The 22,687-nt window shown below is 70.6% G+C and carries 21 protein-coding genes and 3 pseudogenes; 9 read left to right on the forward strand and 15 right to left on the reverse strand.

What is annotated here, in order from left to right; all coding sequences use genetic code 11:
- Positions 1-184: 184 nt before the first annotated feature.
- Positions 185-1,405 (forward strand): hypothetical protein, encoded by a 1,221-nt coding sequence (locus tag AMK22_RS10635; protein ID WP_143203541.1) that lies wholly within the window; start codon positions 185-187, stop codon positions 1,403-1,405.
- A 129-nt stretch (positions 1,406-1,534) separates the two neighbouring features.
- Here AMK22_RS10635 and AMK22_RS10640 read toward each other — a convergent pair whose 3' ends face one another.
- From AMK22_RS10640 to AMK22_RS10650, 3 genes and pseudogenes are all read right to left on the reverse strand, one after another.
- Complete coding sequence (locus AMK22_RS10640; RefSeq protein WP_073783765.1) at positions 1,535-2,509, reverse strand: helix-turn-helix transcriptional regulator; 975 nt, start codon at positions 2,507-2,509, stop codon at positions 1,535-1,537.
- Positions 2,510-2,924: 415 nt separating this feature from the next.
- A pseudogene (locus tag AMK22_RS42270) lies at positions 2,925-3,156 on the reverse strand (3-oxoadipyl-CoA thiolase); the annotation flags it as partial.
- 121 nt (positions 3,157-3,277) lie between these two features.
- Entirely contained in the window at positions 3,278-4,150 is an 873-nt protein-coding gene (locus AMK22_RS10650; protein WP_073783767.1) for a 5,10-methylenetetrahydrofolate reductase, read from the reverse strand.
- Positions 4,151-4,171: 21 nt separating this feature from the next.
- Between AMK22_RS10650 and AMK22_RS42005 the strand changes: the two genes are divergently transcribed.
- From AMK22_RS42005 to AMK22_RS10665, 3 genes are all read left to right on the forward strand, one after another.
- Positions 4,172-4,369, forward strand: a complete 198-nt coding sequence (locus tag AMK22_RS42005; protein ID WP_079186050.1) for a carotenoid oxygenase family protein — start codon at positions 4,172-4,174, stop codon at positions 4,367-4,369.
- Between the two features lie 246 nt (positions 4,370-4,615).
- Positions 4,616-5,158 carry a GNAT family N-acetyltransferase gene (locus AMK22_RS10660; protein ID WP_073783769.1) on the forward strand — a complete coding sequence of 181 codons (543 nt, stop codon included), beginning with the start codon at positions 4,616-4,618 and terminating at the stop codon, positions 5,156-5,158.
- A 364-nt stretch (positions 5,159-5,522) separates the two neighbouring features.
- Positions 5,523-6,065 (forward strand): GNAT family N-acetyltransferase, encoded by a 543-nt coding sequence (locus AMK22_RS10665; protein ID WP_073784032.1) that lies wholly within the window; start codon positions 5,523-5,525, stop codon positions 6,063-6,065.
- Here the strand turns inward: AMK22_RS10665 and AMK22_RS42275 are convergent.
- A pseudogene (locus AMK22_RS42275) lies at positions 6,049-6,365 on the reverse strand (transposase); the annotation flags it as partial. The gene AMK22_RS10665 and the pseudogene AMK22_RS42275 overlap by 17 nt on opposite strands.
- Here AMK22_RS42275 and AMK22_RS38255 point away from each other — a divergent pair.
- Entirely contained in the window at positions 6,325-6,744 is a 420-nt protein-coding gene (locus AMK22_RS38255) for a hypothetical protein (protein WP_242433912.1), read from the forward strand. The pseudogene AMK22_RS42275 and the gene AMK22_RS38255 overlap by 41 nt on opposite strands.
- On the opposite strand, the gene AMK22_RS10675 is transcribed toward AMK22_RS38255, so the two are convergent.
- The 4 genes from AMK22_RS10675 to AMK22_RS10690 form a co-directional block, all read right to left on the reverse strand.
- Positions 6,641-7,351, reverse strand: a complete 711-nt coding sequence (locus tag AMK22_RS10675; RefSeq protein WP_242433913.1) for a hypothetical protein — start codon at positions 7,349-7,351, stop codon at positions 6,641-6,643. The two genes, AMK22_RS38255 and AMK22_RS10675, sit on opposite strands and share 104 nt — an antisense overlap.
- Positions 7,348-7,857, reverse strand: a complete 510-nt coding sequence (locus AMK22_RS10680; RefSeq protein ID WP_073783771.1) for an RNA polymerase sigma factor — start codon at positions 7,855-7,857, stop codon at positions 7,348-7,350. Before AMK22_RS10680 ends, AMK22_RS10675 begins: the two co-directional genes overlap by 4 nt.
- 114 nt (positions 7,858-7,971) lie before the next feature.
- Positions 7,972-8,265: a DNA-binding protein gene (locus AMK22_RS10685; RefSeq protein WP_073783773.1), complete on the reverse strand. Its 294-nt coding sequence runs from the start codon at positions 8,263-8,265 to the stop codon at positions 7,972-7,974.
- A complete protein-coding gene (locus AMK22_RS10690; RefSeq protein WP_073783775.1) occupies positions 8,253-8,687 on the reverse strand; it encodes a hypothetical protein in 435 nt (144 codons plus the stop codon). Before AMK22_RS10690 ends, AMK22_RS10685 begins: the two co-directional genes overlap by 13 nt.
- A 145-nt stretch (positions 8,688-8,832) precedes the next feature.
- On the opposite strand from AMK22_RS10690, the gene AMK22_RS10695 reads away from it, so the two are divergent.
- On the forward strand, positions 8,833-9,291 hold the full coding sequence (locus tag AMK22_RS10695; RefSeq protein ID WP_199883183.1) for a transcriptional regulator: 459 nt from the start codon (positions 8,833-8,835) through the stop codon (positions 9,289-9,291).
- Between the two features lie 498 nt (positions 9,292-9,789).
- Positions 9,790-10,320, forward strand: a complete 531-nt coding sequence (locus AMK22_RS10700) for a DUF6985 domain-containing protein (protein ID WP_073783777.1) — start codon at positions 9,790-9,792, stop codon at positions 10,318-10,320.
- A gap of 167 nt (positions 10,321-10,487) precedes the next feature.
- Here the strand turns inward: AMK22_RS10700 and AMK22_RS39995 are convergent, their stop codons facing one another.
- Complete coding sequence (locus AMK22_RS39995; protein WP_073783779.1) at positions 10,488-10,670, reverse strand: hypothetical protein; 183 nt, start codon at positions 10,668-10,670, stop codon at positions 10,488-10,490.
- Positions 10,671-10,961: 291 nt separating this feature from the next.
- Here AMK22_RS39995 and AMK22_RS10710 point away from each other — a divergent pair, with 291 nt between their 5' ends.
- The gene (locus tag AMK22_RS10710) at positions 10,962-12,605 is read left to right on the forward strand and encodes an alpha/beta hydrolase (RefSeq protein WP_073783781.1); all 1,644 of its coding nucleotides are present in this window, start codon (positions 10,962-10,964) and stop codon (positions 12,603-12,605) included.
- 301 nt (positions 12,606-12,906) lie between these two features.
- Here AMK22_RS10710 and AMK22_RS10715 read toward each other — a convergent pair whose 3' ends face one another.
- The 6 genes and pseudogenes from AMK22_RS10715 to AMK22_RS10735 form a co-directional block, all read right to left on the reverse strand.
- On the reverse strand, positions 12,907-13,356 hold the full coding sequence (locus tag AMK22_RS10715) for a hypothetical protein (RefSeq protein ID WP_073783783.1): 450 nt from the start codon (positions 13,354-13,356) through the stop codon (positions 12,907-12,909).
- Between the two features lies 1 nt (position 13,357).
- Positions 13,358-14,275 carry a hypothetical protein gene (locus AMK22_RS10720; RefSeq protein ID WP_073783784.1) on the reverse strand — a complete coding sequence of 306 codons (918 nt, stop codon included), beginning with the start codon at positions 14,273-14,275 and terminating at the stop codon, positions 13,358-13,360.
- Complete coding sequence (locus AMK22_RS39460) at positions 14,276-18,592, reverse strand: hypothetical protein (protein ID WP_158072039.1); 4,317 nt, start codon at positions 18,590-18,592, stop codon at positions 14,276-14,278.
- 514 nt (positions 18,593-19,106) lie between these two features.
- Positions 19,107-19,277 carry a hypothetical protein gene (locus AMK22_RS40385; protein ID WP_206780478.1) on the reverse strand — a complete coding sequence of 57 codons (171 nt, stop codon included), beginning with the start codon at positions 19,275-19,277 and terminating at the stop codon, positions 19,107-19,109.
- A gap of 206 nt (positions 19,278-19,483) precedes the next feature.
- Positions 19,484-20,053 (reverse strand): annotated as a pseudogene (locus AMK22_RS10730) (APC family permease); the annotation flags it as partial.
- 256 nt (positions 20,054-20,309) lie between these two features.
- Complete coding sequence (locus AMK22_RS10735) at positions 20,310-21,521, reverse strand: saccharopine dehydrogenase family protein (protein ID WP_073783789.1); 1,212 nt, start codon at positions 21,519-21,521, stop codon at positions 20,310-20,312.
- A 119-nt stretch (positions 21,522-21,640) separates the two neighbouring features.
- Here AMK22_RS10735 and AMK22_RS10740 point away from each other — a divergent pair, with 119 nt between their 5' ends.
- A complete protein-coding gene (locus AMK22_RS10740) occupies positions 21,641-22,363 on the forward strand; it encodes a TetR/AcrR family transcriptional regulator (RefSeq protein WP_073783791.1) in 723 nt (240 codons plus the stop codon).
- The last annotated feature ends 324 nt before the right edge of the window (positions 22,364-22,687 follow it).

Here is a 22,687-nt window from a genome sequence, read left to right on the forward strand (position 1 = left end):
CGAACCGGTCGGAAGCGCGTGGAGCGGGCCGTCGGCAGCGGACGCGTGACCGGATCCATGAGCATGTCAGGTTCCAGACATGCCGGTTTCAGACAGTGAACGACCGTTCTTGAGACGGTGGTTGGCCTTACAGACTGGGCGTCGCCCTTGGATGCCCTACCGGGCACCCTCGAAAGGAGACCTCGTGAAGAAGACCCTGTCTGTGGCAGCGAGCCTGGCGATCGCCGCGACCTGTGGTTTTGGTATGGCGCTTCCCGCGCACGCCGCTGACGCGACCGGCCTCACGACTGCGGCGAGCCAATCGCTGCAGTCCTCCATCGACACCTCCTCCATGGACCCGCAGCATCAGGCCATCGTCGACCGGATCCTGGCCAAGCTGCCCGCCGACTGGGAGGCCCGCCTCGACGCGGCCAAGGCCAAGTACGGCCTGAAGGGCGAGGAGTGGCAGCAGATCCGCGACAGCGCGATCAACCCCGGCGACTACCAGTGCCAGACGACCGATCTGTCGAAGTACGCCAACTCCCTCCTCGATGGCGCCCAGGACCCGTGGACCGTCTTCATCCTTTCGCTCTTCGGTGGCTTCGACATGCCCACCTACGACGCGCTGATCTACGGCAAGGAGTCGTCGTCGAACACGTTCGGCGTCAAGGGTGAGTACACCCAGCAGCTCAACTCCGAGATGAAGAACCTCAAGCGCTTCTGGGACATCGACTCGGCACGCATCGAGCTGATCCCCATGCACGGCGCGGACGTCTTCGCCAGCCCGGACCGGCTCGCCCGGACGCTCTCCGTGCTGTACGGAGGCACTCCCGAGGGGAACCTCGACCTGGCCGACATGCTCATCGAGCTGGTCGACTCGGAGCCGGTCCTCCAGGGCGGCGCCAACCCGATCTTCTCCTTCAACGCCTTCGCCTACAGCGAGAAGGACGACCCGGAGCCGCTCGGCATCTCGGACCGGATCATCATGGGTGACGGCATCCTGCAGGGCATGGACGCGGTGAACCTGGGCGATGTCGCGCCGCGCGGCATCCTGGGCCATGAGTTCGGTCACCACGTCCAGTACCAGAAGAACCTCTTCGAGAGCGACCTGACCGGTCCGGAGGCCACCCGCCGCACCGAGCTCATGGCGGACGCGTTCGGGACGTACTTCCTGACCCACGCCCGCGGAGAGTCGCTGAACGCCGCCCGCGTCCTCAAGTCCGAGAAGTCGTTCTACCAGGTCGGCGACTGCAGCTTCACCAGCTCCGGTCACCACGGCACGCCCGACCAGCGGTTCAACTCGGCAACCTGGGCGGCGGGCGTGGCCAACGAGGCGCCGAACCAGGGCCACATCCTGCCCGCCCTCGCGTTCGACAAGCTCTTCGAGGCCAAGCTGCCCGACCTGGTCAAGCCGGACAGCAAGTAAGGATCACCACCGCACCGCAGGGCGATGAGCGCCTGAGCGGCTGAGGACCCGCGCGGGGCGGGCCGGATCACGCACCGGCCCGCCCCGCGCGCCCACGTGCCCGTGCCACGGGTCGGTAGCAGCCCGGGGTCACAGCCAGCCGCGACGGCTGGCCTGGACGCCGAGCTGGAACCGGGTCTTGGCACCGAGCATCTCCTGGAGTCGGGCGATGCGCCGGGCGACGGTGCGCTCGCTCACCCCGAGCTCACGCGCGATCGACTCGTCGGTCAGCCCGGTGCTGAGGTAGCTCAGGAGCCGCCGCCCCTCGGGCGTCGCCTCGCTCTTGACGGCCTCACCGACCGGTGGGAGCGGAACGGCGATCTGCCAGTACGACTCGAAGACGCCGATCAGCCCGTCCAGGAGCCCCGACGGCTGCACGACGACACTGTGGTGTCCCGTACGGTTCGGGGCGGCGACGGACACCACGGCGAAACGGTCGTCGCAGACCAGCACGTTCAGCGCGACATCGGGGAAGACCCTGGCCTGTTCTCCCCGGGCCACGCACTCGTGCGCCACTTCCAGCGCCTTGGGGTCCTGCAGGATGTTGGCGCTGTACACCACCCGGTAGGCGATCCCGCGGTCCAGCGCGTCCAGCGTGCCGGGGCCGACCTCCGGCATCCGGTCGCCCCCGCCCACCGGCCCTATCGACAGCGCACGCACCCGGGACACGGCCCCGTTGTGCACCCGCGACTGGATCTCCCCGCGCCGCTCGGAGGTGTCGACGACCTCGACGTAGGTCGCTCCGGCGGTGTGGTCGAGCCAGTACTGCGACAGGGCCGTGGCGCTCTCGTAGGCGATCCGGGCCTGGTGCGCGCGCCGCTCGGCGACCGCCTCCAGCACCGCGCGGGGCGGCTGGGCGATCAGCCTCCCGTCCGTACGGGACACCAGGCCGATGTCGCTGAGTTCGGCGACGGCGTCCTTGAGGCCGTCGAGCGGTGACCCGACCAGTGTCGGCCGGTCGGTGAGCTCGGTCAGGGTCTGCGGACCCCGTTCCACGAGCGCGAGGTAGGCGGCCTCCGCTGTCGCGGAGAGACCGAGATCCTGCAACGGGCGCAGCGTGTGCATGTCCCCCCAACCCGGCGGCGCCGCACGCCACCACCCACCGAACCCACATATCCGGTGGCTGTCATTCCGCCAAAGATCGTCACCCTAGCACCGGCGTGATCACGCGGACCGGTTGACGACATCGGCCGGTGTCCTGGAGCCGCCCGCGCCGCTCGCGTTCCCTGCTTCCTGCTTCTTCCGTGTCTCGGCTTCGGTGTCCGTGGCCGTCTCCGGATGGGCTCCCGGGGCGGCGGCCCGTGCGCGCCGGCCCGTTCCTGGGCGCTCGGCCGCAGGTGTGCGAAGACGTCCTCGATCCCCAAGTCATCCGCTCGCCGGCTTCGGCGTGATGACGGCGCGCACCGCGTCCTGACCGACGCGCGTGCCGAGCGCCTCGTGGGCGGACACGAACCCGCGGGAACGGAGGGACCGACCGCCGTCAGTGTTCACTGCTGAGGACGAGCCCCCGACCGACGCCGATACGGAGGGCGGCGACACCGGTGCCGCCGCCCCGGCGAGCGAGTCGGTGGGCGACGGTGCCGACGAGGTGGGCACCGGAGGCCCCCGGCGGATGCCCCAGGGCGATTGCCCGCCCTGGAGGTTGAGCACCGCGTGATCGAGATCCGTCATTCGGTCGGATAACCCCGGGCCTGGGCGGCGAACGCCTCGTGGGGATGCTGACGGGCAGTCGGCCCTGATGCCGGTGGCGTCGGCGCCCTGGATGATCGGCGACGCCTGGTGGACCGTCCCCTGCTCTTGGCGGACGGGCGGGCGAGGGCGGTCTGGGGGCCGTCATGCGAGGGCTTCCTTCCTGAACCGGGCGACCCACTCGGAGGTGGCCTTCAACCCGCCGAATGTGTAGAAGTGGATCTTCACTTCGCCATGGCGGGCCGGGTCGTAGCCCTCGGCGACGGCGCGCAGGAACCTGTCCGGCCCCGCGGTGCCCATGAGGTTGGTGATCGACAGGCCGTACTTCTTGGCGATGGAGGCGCTGGTGACCACGCCGAACCGGGCGGCGTAGGACATCAGCCGCCGCACTCCCGCCGGACCGGGAACGCCGATGCGGACCGGCAGCGTGATGCCGTGGCCGCGGACCTCTTCGATCCAAGCGAGGACCGGGGCGACGTCGAAGCCGAACTGGGTGATCACGCTGCCGGAGAGGCCCTGGGCGGCGAGGGCTGCGCTCTTGCCCCGCAGGGCGGTCCACAGCGCGTCGTCGGCGATGGCCGGGTGGCCCTCCGGGTAGCCGCTGATGCCCACGTGCCGGACCGCGTACTGGGTCAGCAGGCCGGTATTGATGAGGGAGAGGGAGTCCTCGTACGGCCCTTCGGGATGGGCGGGGTCGCCGCCGACGGTGAAGACGTCGGTGCCGGTGGCGTCGGAACGCAGTCCGGCGAGGAACTGCTCGAAGTCGGCCTGCGAGCCGAGGCGTCGGGCGGAGATGTGCGGGACGGGCATGAAGCCGAGGCGCTTCACGGTTCGGGCGGCCTCCAGTCTCATCCGCAGGTTCTCGTTGCCCAGGAAAGTGACGTTGATCCGGGTGCCCTGTGGGATGAGGCCGGCGGCCTCTTCCAGGTCGGGTATGTCCTTGCCGGTCATCTCCAGGGAGAAGTCCTCCAGCAGTGACGTACTGACCGCCGGTGATGCTGCGCTGAGGGGGTTCATCGTGCTCCTAGTGAAGGCGGGGTGCGGTCGGCTCCGGCCGTCCGGGGGCCGGCCTGGGGCGGCGCCCGGACGGCTGCGGCAGGGGACCGGACGGACAGCTCCCGGCTGCTCGTGCCCGACGCCTCCGATCTGGACCTGCCCCCGGTGGCCACGGTCCACCTCCCGCGCCGCGTCCCTGCCATGATCCACGGCTCCTGGATCCCGGACACCGTCCAGTAGCGGTTCCCTCGCCCGCGGCGGCGTCAGTGGTTGGCGCACTGGTCCCTCGCAAGCCGCGGTGGGGGCGGCAGGGGCGAGGGTGGTCACCGCCGCCATGCCGTCCGCGGCAAGCCCGGGCAGGCCGTCAGGGATCACTCCAGTCCCACCAGGTCAAGGCCCAGTGCGGCGCCGCTTGTTGCGGTGCCCGAGGGACGCCGACCTTCTAATGGTTTGCCGCCGGCCGGCCCGGTCGGATAAGAAGCTCGCATGCTAAGGGGCAGCAAGGTCGGGCTCAGGGCCCGGCACGAGGACGACATCCCGATCCTGCGGGCCGAACTCTACGACGACGTGGTCAACTCCTCACGGTCCGAAGGCCAGCCGTGGCGGCCGATCACGCCTGGCTCGAAGGACCCGCGGCTCGTGGTGGACGACAAGGAGCAGGGGCACGTCCCGTTCTCCGTGGTGGAGCTGGACGGCGGCACGCTGGTCGGTACCGCGACGCTCTGGGGCATCGACAACCACAACCGGTCCGCGCACATCGGGCTGGGGCTGCTGCCGTCCTCCCGCGGCAAGGGCTACGGCACCGACGTGGTCGCGGTGCTCTGCCACTACGGCTTCGTGGTGCGCGGCCTGCAGCGGCTGCAGATCGAGACGCTGTCGGACAACGCCGCGATGCTGCGCTCCGCCGAGCGCAACGGCTTCGTCCGCGAGGGCGTGCTGCGCTCCTCGGCCTGGGTGATGGGCGAGTTCCTGGACGAGGTGCTGCTCGGGCTCCTCGTCCAGGACTGGAAGCAGGACTCGAAGGGCTAAGGGCTGTCCCGTAATCCCCGGCGGGCGCACGGCGACAGCTACGGCGCCTCGCCGCGTTGTCGGAACCCCCGAATACATCCAGTATGCGGGCGCCCCTCCGCCTTGCGACGCACCGCATCCGACGCCGCGCGCCGATCCACTGGGGATTGCGGGACAGCCCTACGGATCACCGGCAAACTCCGAGCTATCGGTGCTGTGATGGCTTCGCCCTGAGCATTGTGCGACCAGGAACCACATCGAGGTGTGGCATGAACACATGCTGCCGCCGGGGTCGGAACGGATCAGGTTCCGGACGGCGCCAGGGCGTTATCGAAAGTGCCTGGTGAGGATGACGGAGAGCCCATGCGTGATCCAGAATGATTGGATGGTCACGCTTGAGACTCCCCGTCTGATCCTGCGTCGCTGGCGCGAGGAAGACGTTGCGCCCATGGCTGCCGTCAATGCCGACCCCGAGGTCATGCGGTGGATCCGTGACGGCAGCGTCCGTGACGAACAGCAGACTCGCGACGGGGTCCGGGCATGGGAGAGCGAGTGGGAGTCACAGGGCTTCGGCCTGTTCGCCGTGGAGATCCGGTCCACTGGCGAGCTGGCCGGGTTCACCGGCCTTTCGGTGCCCCACTTCTTGCCGGAGGTACTGCCGGCGGTTGAGATCGGCTGGCGGCTGGGACGTTCCCACTGGGGGCAGGGCTTGGCCACGGAGGCCGCTGCGGCCGCTGTACGGTTCGGGTTCGAAGAGCGAGGGCTGGAGCGGATCGTCAGCATCGCTCAAGTGGGCAACGACGCCTCCGAACGGATCATGACCAAACTGGGGATGCATCCGGTCCGTGAGACCGTCAATCCCACCTGCGGTCGGCGAGTACGGGTGTTCGAGTTGTCGTCGGAGCAGTACGTCACAACCACTCGTTGACGGCGGCAACGAGGACGGTAGCCTCGTAGTGGACCGCGAGTTGTCGTGCCTGGTGGCCATGGCTCGATGTCTCTTGAAGCGATTGATGCCGCACTCGACCGCGTGCCGGGCCTTGTAGTCCTCTGGGGCGAACTTCGGTGGCCGGCCACCGCTGGACCCGCGCTTCTTGTGGTTACGGACCTGGTCGGCCTTGTCCGGAATGATGCAGCGGATACCGTGACCCCGCAGGTAGGCGCGGTTCCTGCGGAACGCGTACGCCTTGTCCGCCCGCACCCGTCGCGGGCGCACGCGGGGCCTGCCGCTGACCAACCCGCAGGCCGGCCTCGGCGAGGAGGCGGCGGCCAAGGTCGAGCCGGTGGTCGTCACCGTCTCCGAGGCCAGGGTCTCCGAGGTGCTGTCCGGTGACGTGAAGCCTGGCGACACCGTCGATGTGAGCCGGCTCGGCGGCACGCTGGGCGACGTCACCCACAAGGAGAAGCACACCACCAAGGAGAAGCACACCACCCTGGGGAACAACGGCACGCAGTACGTGCTGATGCTCGCCAAGCACGACGCCGCCGCGCCGTACGACCTGCTCAGCCCCGAGCAGGCGCTGTGCCGGTCAGCCGGAGCGCCTTCAGGACCCCCGGGCTCAGCGTCACCGCGTTGTCCCCGGTTGGGACGGCCCTGTCGCCGCTGACGCCGTAGGATCCCTGGGCCGAGTTCACCAGCGTGAACCGGCCGTCGTCCTGCCGCTCCAGCAAGAACACGTACTCCTCCCCCGCCTCGAGCGCGGCCGTCTCGGGCCCGCCCGAATCGGGCGGGGTGTACGAGACGGTGACCCGCCCGCCCGGCGCGGTGCCCTTGGCCGTCGCCAGCACCTCGGCGGGCGCCTCCGTGGATGTGATGTCGTCCACGGTCCGCTCCGCTCCCTTGCCCAGCTTCGCCCGGACGATGAGGTCGGCCGCGCCCTCCAGCTCGGCCGTCGAGGGGTAGTGGGGCTCGTCGGCGACGAGTCCGCCGCTCGGCTCGTCGGGACCGGAGGCCGCGAGCACGGCGACGGCCGCCACCATCGCGGCCGCGCCGCAGGCGACGGCCCCGATCAGCACCCCACGCCGACGCGGGCGCCAGGTGGGCGGGACGGGACGGGCCTCGTCCACCAGGAGCCCCAACTCCCTTCTGGCACGCGGCGACAGACCCTCCTCCGACGCGTCGGTCGGCAGCGGATCGGCGTGCCGGACCAGCGAGGCGACGCCCTGGGCGGACATCGCGGATTTCTTGACCTGCTTGGACTGCGAACGCTTCATACCGACTCCCGGGACGAGATGTAGAGCTCACGGAACGCCTTGCGCGCCCGGTGCAGACGGACCCAGACGGCGGGAGCACCGCAGCCGAGCATGCGGCCCGCCTCCGCCGCGGAGAGGCCGTCCCAGTAGCTGAGCAGCAGCACCTCGCGGTGGTGGTCCGCCAGCCGGTCGAGGGTGTCCAGGACCGCCGAGTCCTCCGCGGACGCGGGGGCGCGACCGATCTCCTCACCGATCCGCCGGTGCAGCTCGGTCAGCCGGGCGGTGGCCCGGTAGTGGTTGCCGAGCACGTTCCTGGCGGTGACGAACAGCCACCCGGGCGTCGCCTTACCGTCCTTGAGCACGTGCTCCCACGCGATCCGGAACACCTCGGCGGCGATCTCCTCGGCCGCGCTCCGGTCCCCCGTTCTGCGGTGCGCGAAGGCGTGCACCCGGGGGTACTCCCGCGCGTACAACGCGGTGAACCCCGCACTGCGGCCCGAGTCCGTCACGGTCTGGTTGCTCTCCACACCCCGTACATGTCATGCGTGGGGCGAATCCTTACAAAGCCGGGGAGGTTTTCCGCGCTTCTTTTCCCCGGCCCCGTCCGCGCGCGTCCTTCGCGGTCCTTGCCCGGGAGCAGGTCACGCGGCGACGCGCCGGACCCGGTCACCGCACAGCTTGTGCATGTCGTCTACGTCGGAGGTCAGCACGATCACCGGGCGCCGCTGCCGAAGGGCCGCCTCAGCAACAGCCGCGTCGAGCGCGTACTCGTGGCCGCGCGGCCCGGCCGCCATCAGCAGCACCGAGGCCGCCCTGGCCTCCTCCTCGCCCACCGGCACCACGCGGAGACCGGACAACACCCAGCCCGATCGGGCCTTGTTCGTCCGCGCGGGCACGGCCTCGATGAGGGTGGGTGCGCTCATCACCACGTCCATGCCTCAGGACCGCGCCTCGGCAACCAGGGCCGCCACCGTCTCGTCGTCGCCGAGCGGCCTGGAGAGGCCCTCGCTGTCGAGGACGAGAGGGGCGAGAACTGCGCGCCGAGCCGATCGGTCAGTCCCTGCCGCCGGGCGTGCAGTCGCGACAGCGCCGTCCGCTGGTCGACCACCAGGTACGGGTAGGTGGCCTCGCCCCATTGGCTCAGCAACTCCGCGTGCTCATCAGTACCGGCGTCCTCGGTGTCGGCGATCCTCGCCTCCATGATGTCTCCGGTGCTGAACATCGCCCACCACAGCAGCGGCGGCCAGTTCTTGGCCTCCAGTTCCATCGCCCCGTCGAAGAAATCGGCCCATTCACCCGCCGACCGGTTCGGCGTACGCGGCTCCCGGGCGCTGTCCAGATAGAGGCGCAAACTCATTTCGGTTCCCCACCTTCACTTGCGGATGCGCCGACCACTTGCGGATGCGCCGGCCATGGGCCACCGGTGGCCGCTGCAGAACCATCGCCCACCATCACGGCTTCCTCCCCTGTCGCCGACGAAGTCTCCCGCTGCTTAGGTGCCGGTGACCGTCGCGCGGGAGGTGATCGCCGCCGCGGAGGACACGTCGCTCGACCACCACATGCGGCTCGGCGCGGCTGCCCGGGCGCTGCCGCACGCCCCGGGGCCCGCCGAGGACGACGAGGCGACCGGGATCGCGCGACGCTCGGTGGACGCGTTGTTGGAGCAGTTGGGCTGGCGCGGCATGGACGACGAGCTTTTCCCCGCCCTCGGCACGCTCGTCGCCTCCGTCGCCGCGCTCGTCCGCCTCGGCTACCCCTGCGACACCGCGCGCCTGCCGCCGTACGGCCGCATCGCCGCCGAACTCGCCGTCGCCGACCTGGACGTGGTGGAGGAACAGCCTACGGCGGCCGGGCAGATCGAGGCGGCCGTCGCGCTGACCGTGCTGTACGAACCTGTGTTGCTCAGCCTCCGCAGGCTGGCGCACGTCCAGGAATCGGCCCGGCGGTTCGGGGGCTGCTGACCCAACGAGCCGGCCGCATGCCTATGGCCGGGCCTGAGCGACGACTGCCGAGCCTCATGCCTGGGGAGAGCGGTGCCTCGGGCCTGTGCGGCCTTCCCCGGTCGCAGCGTCCACAGCACCGGGCCTGTGTCCGTCAGCCATGCATGCGTCGGCCGACGCTGCACAACATGGGCGCGCAGCGAGTGCTTCGGGACCATTCCAGGCCCGAGCACCGACGGCTGCGCGGCCGGGGACGCGCGGCCCCGGGCGGAGTGCGCCGAGCCGAGCGCCTGCTCGCGCACGGCCGGGTCGTCGTGATCGCTGCGAAGGCGCAAAGGCAGGTACGGCGAGGGGCCCGGTCCGGTCGGCGCCACCGTCGGGCACGCGCTTGGACCACAGGGGCACGAGGCACAACTGGACGTCGGTCAGGGGCTGCCGTCAGGTGCGAGGGCGGCGAGGTGCCGCAGTTGTCGTCGGACGCACGTCAGGGATGACGGGCCAGCCCATAGGGTGACCTCCATGGAGATACCCGGTCTCGGGACCGTCGAGGACGATGACGATTCCTATGTGAGCGACCCGGTCACCGTGCCGGTACTGGGCGACGCGGAGTGCCAGTTCATCGTGGTCGGTTACGACGACGATGACGCACAGGAGGACTTCCACGCCGCGATCGACGCGTTCCTCGCTCTCGACGCCTCGGCGTTGCGCGCGGCAGAGCCATCCGTCTTCGCCTACTACCAGGACGTCCGGTCAAGGCTGGCCGAGGTCGGCATCGATCGCGTCGTGGCCATCGCCGGGCCCGACGACGTATGGGACCACGTCGAGTTCGGCTGGGAGGTGACGGTCGAACGGGACTGGTCCGGCGATCGGCAGGTGTGCCTCTCGACCGGGTCGTCCTGCGCCTGGGAGCGGGAACACGGTCTCCAGATCGTCTTCCGCGGCGGCCGCACGGTGACGAAGGTCGGCCCGTTCGACGGGCACCTGAGCAACGCGTCCGCCTACGGCCGTGACGAGCTCGCGACGTCGTCTACCACCGCCGCCGAACCGTGACGGACGAGCCGCTGGGCCCGCCGGCGCGCTGATGCGGCCCCTGTCCCGGCGCGCCTCCTGCCTCCGGTCCGCCGCCCATGGCGGTGGGCTCGGGACGGCGGACCGGGCCCGGAGGGGCAGGCGGCGAAGCCGATGTTGGTGACGTACTCGTACGGGCCCCGCTGGGATCAGTACTCGTACTGGCCCCGCCGGGATCCGAGGTCCGCAAGGGCGTCGGCGGTCCACGCGCTGTCGAGACCCTGGTGGCCGCCCGAGGCCCAGGAGCCGACTATGCGGTCCCAGCGGCGGACGTTCATCGTGCGGTGCTCGACCACCCGCCGGAGCGGGCACGGGACCTGGGACCGGTTCATCAGGGGGTATGTCCCCCTGATGCCGCCGCCCGCGTCGAGACGGCGCAGCAGGGGGCCGGCGACGTTCTGGCGGTAGGCGGCCGTCGGATGCGTTCCAGGTTCGTTTCCGACGGACGGCGCTGTTCGCCACGTCGCCGAAGGCAGTCCGTCCCCTACAACTCGAGATCCAACCACGGCTGTTGTGTCATTCCCAGGGTGGAGGGGAGGTGCAGCCCGGCGGGGGATCCGCATACGTGACCGGTTCCTGAATGATCTTTCCTGTCCGAACATACGACCGGAAGGATCGATATCGTGCGCAGACGACATCTCGCGCCCCTGTTGGCCATGAGTGTCACGGCCACGCTGGCTCCCGTGCTCGCCACCTCGACGGCCACCGCCGCCACGGCCGCCACTCCGTCGACCGCCTCCTCGTCCGCGGCCACAGGCGCGCTGGACCGGTATGTGAAGCAGAAGCCGCAGTGGAAGCGGTGCGAAGCCGACGCTCCGGCGGAGTTCGAGTGCGCCACGATCAAGGTCCCGCTGGACTACCGGGTTCCCGGGGGCAAGCGGATCGACTTAGCGATATCCCGGATCCGGAGCACCGCACCCGACAAGCGGCACGGTGTCCTGTTCTCCAACCCCGGCGGCCCGGGGGGACAGGGGCTCTACATGCCGCTGGAGATGCAGGAGATGCTCCCCGAGTCCGCACGGCAGAAGTACGACCTCATCGGCTTCGACCCGCGCGGTGTGGGACGGAGCAGCCCGGTCTCCTGCGATCTGGAGCCGGAGGAGGAGAACTGGCTGCGGCCGTACAAGGAGGAGATGTTCGACAAGGACGTCGCCTGGGCACGCGAGGTCGCGGACAAGTGCAGGGAGAAGGCGGGCGACACGCTCCCGCACATCACCACGCGCAACACCGCGCGCGACATGGATCTGCTCCGGGCGGTCCTCGGTGAGAAGAAGATCTCGTACGTGGGCTACTCGTACGGCACCTACCTGGGCGCCGTCTACACCCAGCTCTTCCCGGGCCGGGCCGACCGGTTCGTGCTGGACAGCGCGGTCGATCCGGCGCGCGCCTGGCGAGGGATGATCCAGTGGTGGGCGGAAGGCGCCGAGCCCGCGTTCGACCGGTGGACCGAGTGGGCCGCCGCGCGTTCGGAGAAGTACGGCCTCGGTGACACCCCGAAGGAGGTCGACCGGACCTTCTGGGACCTGGTCGCGCAGGCCGACGAGGAGCCCATCGAGGTGGACGGGCAGCCGACCACCGGTGATGACATCCGAAGCGGTATACGCGGGGCGGTCTTCAGCCCGGAGTACGCCACCGAGGCAGTCGTGGAGCTGAAGAAGGCCGCGGCCGGCGAGCCCGCCTCCGCGAAGAAGCTCGCGGCGTTCACCGGATCCGGGCAGGCCGGAACTGCGGGCACCGCCGATGCCGCCGAGGCGCCGGACGACAACATGACGGCGAGCTTCTGGGCCGTGGTGTGCGGCGACAACTCGGCCGCGTGGTCCCGCGATCCTGAGAGCTACCGGCAGGACGCCATCGAGGACAAGGGCCGCTACCCGCTCTTCGGTGACTTCGCGTCGAACATCAAGCCCTGTGCGTTCTGGGACAAGTCCGTGGAACCCGCGACCAGGGTGAACAACAAGGTCGGCTCCCTGGTCGTCCAGAACGAGTGGGACTCGCAGACCCCGCTGCCCAGCGGTCAGGCCCTGCACGCCACCCTGAAGGGCTCGAAAATGGTCACCGTCCTCGGCGGCGAGGGCCATGGCGTCTATCCGAACGGCAACGCGTGCACGGACGGTACGGTCACCGGCTACCTGCTCAACGGCAAGCTCCCGGCGAAGGACGTGACCTGCGAGGCGACCGCCGACTCGAACGCGGAGGGTCGGAAGAACCAGAAGCGGGACGTGCTCCCCGGGTCTCCGCTCCCGGAACGTGCCCCGGACCGTTTCTGAGCCCGGTCGCATGGCCCATTGCCACATGACCCATTGAAGACGGGGCGGGACCTCCCGGCGGGGTCCCGCCCCCATCGTGCGCCGTCGGCGCGGCCGGGCGCCGACGACGGTGCGGACGCGGCAGCCGCCCGAGTCGAGCGGTCCCGGGTCGTCCGACAGCCGGGGCACAGATGTCTGCTCCCGTCGAGGAGTCGCCCCGTGGCGGGCGTGGAACTCGCGGAAAGAGCCTCACGGACGGACTCGCCCCGGCCACCGCCCTCCGAGACCACCGTCCCATGGGCTCCGGGAGGCGAGCCGTCAGCTACTCGTCGTCCGACCGCACGGCCCCGGCCTGCCGGAGCCGCCGGGAAATGGCCCCCCGTATCTCGTTCCCCAGCCGTTCCCGCTCCGCCGCCTCCTCCGCTTCCCGGTCCCGCGCGATCAACGGCCCCAGCTCCCGCCGCACCCGCGCGATCACGTCATCCACCCGCTTCCCGCTCTCCTCCCCCGGCTCCTGCACCCACGCGTCGAATACGTGCAGGGCGTTCCCGAGCAGTTCCCGGTCCCCGGCGGTGATCCCCCGAAGGCTGTGCGACACATCGACATCCCCTCCCGCCGCACCGGCCGTGCCCGACCACTCACCGATGGCGGCAAGCGCCTCCTCCCGTACCCGCCGGGCATCACTCCCCTGGGCCGCGGATGCGACCATCAGCGCCCGCAACGACTTCAGAAAGCGATCCGCCGTCTCCGCACCATCCGTGTCGGAACTCATCTCAGACACTCACTCCTTCGGGCGGCTCTTCGGTGTCCAGTCGGGTCTTGACCTCGTCGACGATGGTCCAGCACTCCAACTCGTACGGCCAGAGCCGGGGCAGATGGGCGCGTGCCTCGTCCGGATCCATGAAGACGAAGGCCACGTTGTCGACCGGTCGGTCAGGACCGAGCGCCTGATCACGTCGCACCGCGCAGGCGTCGCGCATCTCGACCGGCGACACGGTCCGCCCGAGGACGACGACTTCCAGCACCCGGCGTTCCGCGTCGTAGAAGCCGCGGATGTCCTTGTCGTAGACGTACGGCTCCTGCAGGTATCCCCCCTCATCCGTGATGCCCATACGCAGGTGTGCCGGTTTCGCCTGCTGGAGTGCGGCCGACGCGTCGAGGTCCAGATCGTGGAACTGCACGAGGGTGGTGTCGTTCGGTCCGCGGTGCAGCCGCCAGCAGTCCTGGTCGAGCCAGCGGCGGGAGACCAGGGAGCGATGCCCGGGGCCCTGGAAGGCACAGGCCCAGCCGTGCCGGAGGTGATGTCCGCCGAATCCGGGTGCCCGGTAGAACAGCGGGCCACGGGTGCGCCATTGCGCATGGAGTGTCTTGAACGACGCGACGCGGAAGGGCAGCTCGCTCAGCAGCCCGACCACCTCGGCCGGGCCGCCCTCGAAGTCGAAGGCGGCGTCGACGTATCCGCCGGCGCGCACGACGAGGCGGTGCTCGGCGTCCTCGTCGAAGTACGCAGCGACGGTGTCCCCCGTGCCCGCGAAGCGCGCGATCCAGTCCGGCGAGGGGCGTGCGCTGCGGGAGTCGACGTCGACCTCACGCGGTGCCTGTGCGTCTCCCCACAGCCGGTGCTCCCACAGGGCGTGAGCCGCCGCGGTCGCGTCCGGGGTCTCCAGCGCCACCGTGATCCGTCCCAGCATCTACTGTCCGCCTCCCGTTGCCTCGGCCGTCCTGCCGTCCAACCATGCCTTGAAGTCACGCCCCGCCGCAGTACTGAAGTCCAAGGAACTCCAGTCCTCCGGGGTGAGCACCCTGGGATCCCCGCGGGCGTTGAACACGTGGAGTTCGAGGTCCGCTTCCGAGTTGGCCTTGAGGAACTTGAAGAGCCAGGGCGCGTTGCTGTGCACTCCCTGCGGATCCAGGAAGGCCACGCGTACGAGATTGATCGGCCGCCTTTCTCCACCCACCGATATGTCTTTCCCGGGTATCTTGATCAGGTCATTGAGCTGGCCTTCTATTTCCTTGTCGTACTTGGAGATGTTCTTGATCTCCACGATGGTGTCGTCCTCGACGAGGTCGAGCCGTCGAGGTTTTTCCAGGGTGACACCGTCGACGGCGTCCTTGGGGATCACGACCTGGGAGTTTGCGTCGGGCGCGTGATTCTTCTCGTACCAGGCCTCACCCAGGGGTCCGCGGTCGGATCCGTGCAGCTCCTTGCTGATACGCAGAAGATCGGCGTGACTTCCGACCTTTTCGGCCAGCTGTTTCGCGAAGTCTATTTTCGCGACATGCCGCACGTCGTCGTAGAGGCGACCCGCCGGATCCGGCATCTTCGCGATGAAATCGGCCTCCGAGCCGATGACTCCATTGTCCTTGAGGACCTTGATGAACTTGCCCAACGGCTTGCTCTCGTCATTGCCGCCCAGCTTGTCGAACGCCTCCTCCCGCGTGATGGACGGGTCGGCATCGAACCGCGGCTTGGGGTTGGCGGCGGTCTCCGGCTTCTGGTCGACGATGCTGCCGAGCGGATTCTCGTCGGTGGGCGGGATGAACCAGTGCTTCTTTGTCGAGGAATCGTTCTGGACGAGCTCCAGCGGTCTGCCCTTGGGCTGGCGCCAGACATGACCGTCCGGCAGGTCCGCTTCGGTGTAGCCGAGGTTCTTGGCTGCCTTCAGCCCCTCGCTGTCCGCGGCGACATAGCCTCGCCCGGGGTCCAGATTCCATTCCTTGAGGGTGTTGGCGTGGGTGTTGACCTGCTGGACGAGGAAGCTCAGTTCGGCTTCGAGTTCGGAGCGGGCGGCGGGGTCGGCATCGGCGTAGGTGCGGGCGCGGTCGGCGATGACGGCAGGGAGCTTGCGGAGTTCGAGGCGGGCTTCCCAGGCCATCGAGCCGACGGGTGGGGAGCCGTGGATGCCGGCCCATTCGGTCACCTGGCGCAGGAGTTGGCGCACGCGGCCGGAGAGGCCGCCGTAGCGCATCATCGTGCGGGCGGTGGGGGCGTGGAGGCGGATGTCGGTGGGGGTGGCGGAGGGGCCGACGGCCATGCGGACGTTGGTGATCAGGCCGTTGTCGTCGATGTCGTAGTGGACGCGGACGGTGCGGCCGGGGAGTTCGGGGTCGATCCTGACGTCGACCCGATCGCCCAACGGGCCGAGCACGCTGCGGAGTTCTGCTTCGACGTCGGCCTGGTCGCGAGGGCGTACGGGGCCGTCCGCGCTGCCCTTGCCACCGGTGGGGTCGAGGCTGGAGCCGTCCCAGGAGGTGGCACCGTCGGGGCCGCGGCCCGGCTGCGGGCTGCCGCCGGCGTCACCGTCGGGCCTGTGACCGGGACCGTCGACATCGGGCTTGACTCCGGGGGTGCCGCCGGGTGCCGGGCCCGAGCCGTCGGGCCTGGGCCCGGTTGGGGCGCCGGGCACGTCGATGTCGGGCGCCTTGGGGACGTTGACGTCGGGGGCGCCGGCCGCGTCGGGGGTTTTGACATCCGTGGGGAGCCCGGGGACTTCGATGCCGAGCTTTCCCAGGCCGGCCGTCACGCTCGTGGAGACCCGTTCGGTCATGGCGTGCACGCGCGGATGGGCCATCACGCCGGTGACCGCCACCGATGTGGCCACGCCGATCAGCGCGTCCCGCAAGGTGTAGCTCTGGCCGGTGATGGCGGCGTCCGCGGCGCCGAGGCCGACCTCGACCCCCGCCTCGACCGTCATCTCGATACCGACGCGGACGCCCGTACTCAGCGCGGTCTTCGCGACGGCCGCCGACACTCCGCCGCCGATCGCCCCGCCGATCGCCCCGAAGAGGGCCGCCTTGCCGACCCCCTCCAGCGGCGGCAGGCCGTAACAGACGTTGCTCACCACTTGGCCCACGGCCCCCGCCACCGCCCCCACGACGGCTCCGCCGACGACCGTTCCGATCACCCCCGCGGCGGCGGCACTCGCCCCCATCGCCCCGGCCAGCGCCCCGATCGGACCAATGATCAAGGGGCCGAGCACCAGCGTCAGCGCGATGACGACGACGATGACCAGGACGACGACGAGGACGGACACCCAGCGCGGCTTGACCTTGGCGGCTGCCTTGTCCGCCTCCTCGGTGATCTTCGGGTGGATCTCGTCCTTCCCCGTCCCCGTGGCCGCCTTTTCCAGGCCTTCCGCAACGGCCTCGACCTGCCCGTCCGCCCCCTCCTTGAACTTGCCGGAGAGTTCGGTGTACGCCTTGTCGAGCCCCTGCAGTACCTGCTTGTTGGCGTCCTCGTGACCGCTCCGCATGGTCTTGGCGGTCTCGGCGAAGTACTGCTGGACCTCCCGCAGCCCACTCGCTGTCCGTGTGGCGGTGGTGGTCAGCGTCTGTCCGGTGGACGTCGCGGTCTGCTGCGCGGACCGCGACGCGGCGGAGGAGGTCTGCGAAATCCCCGACGCCGTACGCTCACCCAGCGCCGCCAGCGACCGCCCGGCCTGCGCGGCCCGCGCCCGCAGCCCTTCGGCCGTCCCCTCCAACCGCTCGTCGAACCGGTCGCCGGTGTCCCGTAACACCTCCTCGAGCTGGTCGGGATCGGGTGCCTCGTCCGTGCCGAGGATCCGTACGAACTCCCGCAGGCTCCGGTCCAGCCCTGCCCGCGCCGCGGCCAGGCTCCGGCCGATCGCGGCGTTGGCACCGGCGGCCTGGCGTTCGGCGGCCTGCCGCTGCTGCGCCGCCTGCGCACGAATCGCCGCCAGTTGCGACGTCTCCAACCGCGCCAGACCCGCCTCGGCGGAACTCACCGCCCGGCCGATCCCCTGGAGCGCAGCCGCCTTGGCGTCGTCGGCACTCCCGGCCGACTGTCGGTGCGCATCGGCCAGGCCCTGCTGACTCTGCTTCAGCACCGAGTCCAGACTCCCCCGGACGTCGTCGGAGATCTTGCGGACCGTGTTCTCGGCGTCCGGCCGGCCTTTTCGTATGTCGCCGATGGGCTCGTCCGCGGCCTTGGGCAGTTGCTCCTTGTACCCGTCGCCGACCGCCTTGGCGGCATCCGCCCTTGCCTTGCAGCGGTTGTCGGTCAGCGGACCGTCCCAGAAATTGTCGTCGCGGTGGATCATCTTCGCGCGGTACTGCTCGGCCCGTTTCCTGGCCTCGCCGACCGCCAGGTCCCCCGCGTGCGTAGCGGCGTCCCGGATCCGTTGTTCCGTACGGGCGTAGAGGTCTCCGAGCGCCGACAGCTGGTCGTTCTGCTTGCCGGTGACGGCCTGGTCCGCCGTACGGGCTCCGCCGTCCATCGCGGTCCGCGCGCCCGAGGCCGCCGTTCCCATCGCCGCGACCGCCGCCGCGTGACGGGCCTCCACCTGGCCACGGGCTGCCCGCGCCTGCGCCTGCACGCTCGCCCTGGCACTGCGCACGGCCGCCCGCACCGCCTCCGCACCGGAGGTCTCGGCAGACCTGATCTCCGCCAGCGCCGTCGCCTTGGCGCCATTGACCTGCCCGGTCAGCTGGGGGCCGAGCGCCGCCAGTCGGCCCGATTTCGCCCGGCGACCGCTGACGAACGCGGCAACCATCTCCTTCCCGGCTCTTCGGTCCCGCGCCAGCCCCTGCTTGTAGTCCTGTACCTCCGCCTCGTGCTCCTGCGGTGACTGCCCCCACAGCGGTGGCAGCAGCGGCTCCACGTCCAGCTCCACGAAGCCGACCCCGTCGCCGCCTCCGCCCTCCCGGCCTCCCCCGTCCGGCCTGCCGGGGTCCTGCCCCGACTGCCCTTCCCGTGGCTGTCCTTGGGATCTGCCGTGCTTCGGTACGCCTTCCGGGTCCGGCCCCGACGCCCCGCGCTGCCCCCGGCCCCCGTCCGTGGCCTTCGTGCCCGCCGTGCGATGTTCCTTCGGCAGCGACGAGCCCGGCCGCTTTCCCTTACGGGCCGACTCCAGTTCGCCCTTGCGCGCGTCCGCGGTGGCCGAGGCGGCCGCGGCACCACCGTCCGGGAGCCGTGCGGGCAGGACGGGCTCCTCGGCCGGCCGCGGCCGGTCCGGCCGCGCCGCCTTCTCGTCGGTCGGCGGCCTCATGACGGCACGAGGGGCGGCGGGGCGCGCTTCGGGGGCGTGGGCCGCCCCCTCCTCCGCGCCGAAATCGCCCATCCCCGGGGAAGTGCCGGGCGAGGTCCCGGGAACGGCTTCCTGCCGGTCCGGCGCAGACCCGCCGTACGCAGGCCCTTGAGCAGGGGGGCCGCCCGGCGCCCGATTCCCCGGGCCCCCGAAACCCTGCGGGCCCGCCGGTCCCTGGCGTACCGGTGGCCGCGACGGGCGCTGCGCAGCCAGCAGCCGTGACACGGCAGCGTTGCCCGCCCCGCGCTGCAACCGCTGAACGGATCGAGCGTCGAGCGTACGGCCGCCACGTCCCGCGGGCTGCGGAGTCCGCCGCTCCCCGCCCCGCTCCACCTGTTGCTCCGGGGTCCTGGCCTCGTCGTTCTCGGGCGCGCTGTCACGAGCGTGCACGGCGGTGGCCCTTCACCGGTGGTTCGAACGTCGCGTCCGAGCCTCCATCGGGCAGCGCGCCCACGAGAGAGCCGTCGAGGCAGCATCACGGGCAGTCCCGGCTGCCCTTGCCGCCCTTCCGGGTGCCGTCGTCACCGTCCGCGCCACGTGTGCGAACCGCAGACCGCGTGTCACCGTCCGGACCGCCGCCGGGCTGCTGGGCGGCGTCCACCACATTCCGTTCCGACGCGTCCAGGACCTCGCCCTGGCCGGACATTCCGACGACGAGATCGCCGGGACCATCACCGCGGAGGCGGCGCCGGGAACGGGTGGTCCGGGTCCTCGGAGGGCGGTTCCGTCGCGCCTGCGGCACGGATCCCCGCTGCCGGGTGCAGATGGCTGACCGTATCGGCCGCCACGGTCGTCACCGGAACCCGGCGGCCCGGTGACGACGCCGCCGAGCGGCGGTTCCCGCCGTGGGCGTCATGCGTCCATTCCGTCGTGAGCAACGGCTGCGGGGGCGGGGGCGGTTGCGTGCGGCATCACGGTGGCACGGGGGGACTCCGGCCCGGCCACGCTCGGGCGTTCCGCCCAGAAGGCGGCGGAGAACAGGCGCCGTACGAGCATGGTGACCACTCCGACGACCGCGATGCCGATACCGATGACGAGCGGCGGGCCCAGCGAGAACCAGGTGTTCCCGCTGTACGAGTTCTCGGGGTCGGACATGTCGATGACCGATTCCACGAGCAGCCAGGTCAGCATGGCGGCCCCGATCAGCGGGCCGACGCCGAGCAGGACGAAATCGCGAAGGCTCTCGAACAGGCGGCGGCGGTAGTAGACCGCGCAGGCCACGCCGGTGAGCGCGTAGTAGAACGCGATGAGCAACGACAGCGCGGTCAGCGAGTCGAGCAGCGCGTTGGCGCTGATCAGGCTGACACCGAGGTACCAGACGATGGCCACGCCGGCGACCCACCAGGTGCTCACGTGGGGGGTCTGGAAACGGTGGTGCACACGGCCGAAGTGGCCGGGCAGGGCGTGCCGTCGGGCCGATGACCGCGGCGAGGGAGTACGCGGGGGAGGTGGAGTTCAGCCCGATGACGAGTGCATCGACGAAGCCGATCGCGTCGGCCTTCAGTTCCCCGGGCGGACGGGCGTCCGCAGCGTCGTCTTTCATGTGCTCCCTTGCTTCGGGGTGTCGGCGTGGTGCGTGGTGTGCGGTGCCCCCGGCCGGGCGCGGGCGCGCGACGGCCGGGGGCAGGGGTGCCGGCCCGGCCCCCGGGACGGGACGGGTCGGCCGTGAGGTGCAAAATCACTGATCGCGCAGGCCCCAGGGGGAGCCGTGCTCGTTCAGCAGGTCCAGGAAGGGGCGGGGGTCGAAGGCCTCGGCGCCGAGGACGCCGGATCCGGTCCAGGTCCCGGCCGCCATCAGCTCCAGGGCGACGACCGGGTTGATGGCGGTCTGCCAGACCACGGCCTGCGAGCCGTACTCGCGCATCGACCACTGGTTGTCGACGACGTGGTACAGGTACACCTCGCGCGGCTTTCCGTCCTTCATGCCCTTCACCCACGTACCGGCGCACGTCTTGCCGTGCATGCGGTCCCCGAGCGTGGCCGGGTCGGGCAGGCAGGCGGCGACGACGTCACGCGGGGAGACCTGGGTGCCGTCGCCGACGGTCACCTTCTCCGTGCGGTCCAGACCGAGCTTGTGCAGGGTCTTGAGCGTCTCGATGAACTCGTCACCGAGTCCGTACTTGAAGGTGACCCGCTCGGCGTCCACCCAACGCGGGATCAGCAGCACTTCTTCGTGCTCGACGTTGACGCACTCGACGGGGCCGATGCCCTCGGGGAAGTCGAAGACCTCCGGCTCGCTGAAGGGCGCCGTGGTGAACCAGCCCCGGTCCTTCTCCCAGATCACCGGCGGGTTCAGGCATTCCTCGATGGTTGTCCAGATGGAGAAGGACGGCGCGAAGTCATGACCGTCGACCGTCAGGTTGGCGCCGTCGCGGACGCCGATCTCCTCGATCTCGTCGAAGAGTTCCTCGGCGGCGTAGCGGGCGAAGACGTCGGAAAGACCCGGCTCCACCCCGACGCCGACCAGCGCCAGCCGTCCGGCCTTCTCCCATTCGGCGGCGCGCTCGAACTGCGCGTCGCCGAGCTTGACCCCGCACTGCTCGTACGGCCGCTCGGGGTGCGGGTACGACAGCGACATCGCCATGTCGAGGTAGTGCGTCCCGGCCGCCGAAGCGGCTTCGAACAGCGGCATCACGAACCGCGGGTCGGTGGCGTTGAGCAGGACGTCGCACCGCCCCTGGGTGAGCAGGGCCGTGACGGCCTCCTGGTCGGAGGCGTCGATCTGCGCCGCGCTGAATCGGGTGCCGGTGTCATCCAGCGCAGCCACCGCCGCTTCGGCCCGGGACAGGTCGTAGTCGGCGACGATGATGTGGTCGAAGAAGGAGCGGCGAGCCGCGATCCGGGTGATCGCCGTTCCTACGCCGCCCGCGCCCACAAGCAGTACTCGCATGGCAGAGATGCCTTTCATCTACAGAGGCCGGAGCCTTGGTGCGCCCATGAAAGGTCCCCCGCCCCAAACACGTCAATGGCGTTGGCATAAGCTGCGAAAGAGGTGCTGGAGGAGCGGTCATGCCCAAGGAAGTAGTGCCGGAGACGGAACGAAGGCGCAGAAAGCCCACCAAAGGTGGCGTAGTCCTGTCGGAGCGGCTCATTGTCGAGACCGCGATGCGGCTGCTGCAGCAGCACGGCAGGGAAGGCCTGAGCGTGCGACGGCTCGGCGTGGCACTCGGTGCCGACCCGAGCAGCCTCTACCGCTACTTCCGCAGCGCCGACGACCTCACGCTCGCCATCGCCGACGCGTTGATCGGCCGTGCCATGCGGGGCTGGAAGGCCACCGGCGACTGGCGCACCGACCTGCGCGACCTGGGTCTGCGCATCCACTCCGCCTACCTCGCCCACCCGCAGGCGGCCGTGCTCACCGCCAGCCGGGTCAGTGGCCGGGCGAACGAGATCGACGCCGACGAGTCGATCCTCGGGGTGCTGCGCTCCGCGGGCCTGCCCGACCCCGAGGCGGTGCGCATCTACCACGCGTTCATCGACCAGACGCTCGCCTTCGCCGCGCTGGACGCGGCCGGCCTCGCCCTCCCGCACTCCGCACGCGCCGCCGACGAAGCGGTCTGGCAGGCGACCTACGCCCGGCTCCCCGCAACGACCCATCCGAACATCGCGACCACGGCCCCCCTGCTGATCGCCCGCATGAACGACAGCGCCTACCCGACCGCGCTGGAGATGCTGCTGGACAACGCCGCCGCCACGCTCGTCCGTGCGAGGAGGGCCGATCCGGGGGCATGACGCCGCGTCCGGAGTCGGGGCACTCGTCCGTGACGCACGCGCCACGCCGACGAGCCGCTGCTTCACCCGACCGACCGGCTGCCGCCGCCCCTGCGGATTCCGGGCCGGCGTGCTGTCTCCGACTCCGAGCGGACCCCGTCCCACCTCACGGACCGCGTGGGTCGCGAGCCGGTCCCCCACTCCGCGGCCGCTCCCGAGCCTCGCGGCGGTGTCGGGCATCGCGGCGCCCCGTCCCGTCCCGCGTGCGGGACGCGGTGCGCATTCCGGGCTGCCGCGGCGCCGGGGCGTGGCGTTGCGAGAGGGCGAACAGGTCGGCGAACGGAT

The sequence above is a fragment of the Streptomyces sp. CB01580 genome (genome assembly GCF_001905795.1).
Lineage (GTDB): Bacteria > Actinomycetota > Actinomycetes > Streptomycetales > Streptomycetaceae > Streptomyces.

Excerpts from the sequence above, each read along its gene's own strand:
- AMK22_RS10640 (WP_073783765.1), bottom strand. The coding sequence starts at position 2,509 with ATGCACACGCTGCGCCCGTTGCAGGATCTCGGTCTCTCCGCGACAGCG.
- AMK22_RS10650 (WP_073783767.1), bottom strand. The coding sequence starts at position 4,150 with ATGAACCCCCTCAGCGCAGCATCACCGGCGGTCAGTACGTCACTGCTG.
- AMK22_RS10660 (WP_073783769.1), top strand. The coding sequence starts at position 4,616 with ATGCTAAGGGGCAGCAAGGTCGGGCTCAGGGCCCGGCACGAGGACGAC.
- AMK22_RS10665 (WP_073784032.1), top strand. The coding sequence starts at position 5,523 with ATGGTCACGCTTGAGACTCCCCGTCTGATCCTGCGTCGCTGGCGCGAG.
- AMK22_RS10675 (WP_242433913.1), bottom strand. The coding sequence starts at position 7,351 with ATGAAGCGTTCGCAGTCCAAGCAGGTCAAGAAATCCGCGATGTCCGCC.
- AMK22_RS10685 (WP_073783773.1), bottom strand. The coding sequence starts at position 8,265 with ATGGACGTGGTGATGAGCGCACCCACCCTCATCGAGGCCGTGCCCGCG.
- AMK22_RS10690 (WP_073783775.1), bottom strand. The coding sequence starts at position 8,687 with ATGAGTTTGCGCCTCTATCTGGACAGCGCCCGGGAGCCGCGTACGCCG.
- AMK22_RS10700 (WP_073783777.1), top strand. The coding sequence starts at position 9,790 with ATGGAGATACCCGGTCTCGGGACCGTCGAGGACGATGACGATTCCTAT.
- AMK22_RS39995 (WP_073783779.1), bottom strand. The coding sequence starts at position 10,670 with ATGAACCGGTCCCAGGTCCCGTGCCCGCTCCGGCGGGTGGTCGAGCAC.
- AMK22_RS10715 (WP_073783783.1), bottom strand. The coding sequence starts at position 13,356 with ATGAGTTCCGACACGGATGGTGCGGAGACGGCGGATCGCTTTCTGAAG.
- AMK22_RS10720 (WP_073783784.1), bottom strand. The coding sequence starts at position 14,275 with ATGCTGGGACGGATCACGGTGGCGCTGGAGACCCCGGACGCGACCGCG.
- AMK22_RS39460 (WP_158072039.1), bottom strand. The coding sequence starts at position 18,592 with ATGAGGCCGCCGACCGACGAGAAGGCGGCGCGGCCGGACCGGCCGCGG.
- AMK22_RS40385 (WP_206780478.1), bottom strand. The coding sequence starts at position 19,277 with ATGTCCGGCCAGGGCGAGGTCCTGGACGCGTCGGAACGGAATGTGGTG.
- AMK22_RS10735 (WP_073783789.1), bottom strand. The coding sequence starts at position 21,521 with ATGCGAGTACTGCTTGTGGGCGCGGGCGGCGTAGGAACGGCGATCACC.
- AMK22_RS10740 (WP_073783791.1), top strand. The coding sequence starts at position 21,641 with ATGCCCAAGGAAGTAGTGCCGGAGACGGAACGAAGGCGCAGAAAGCCC.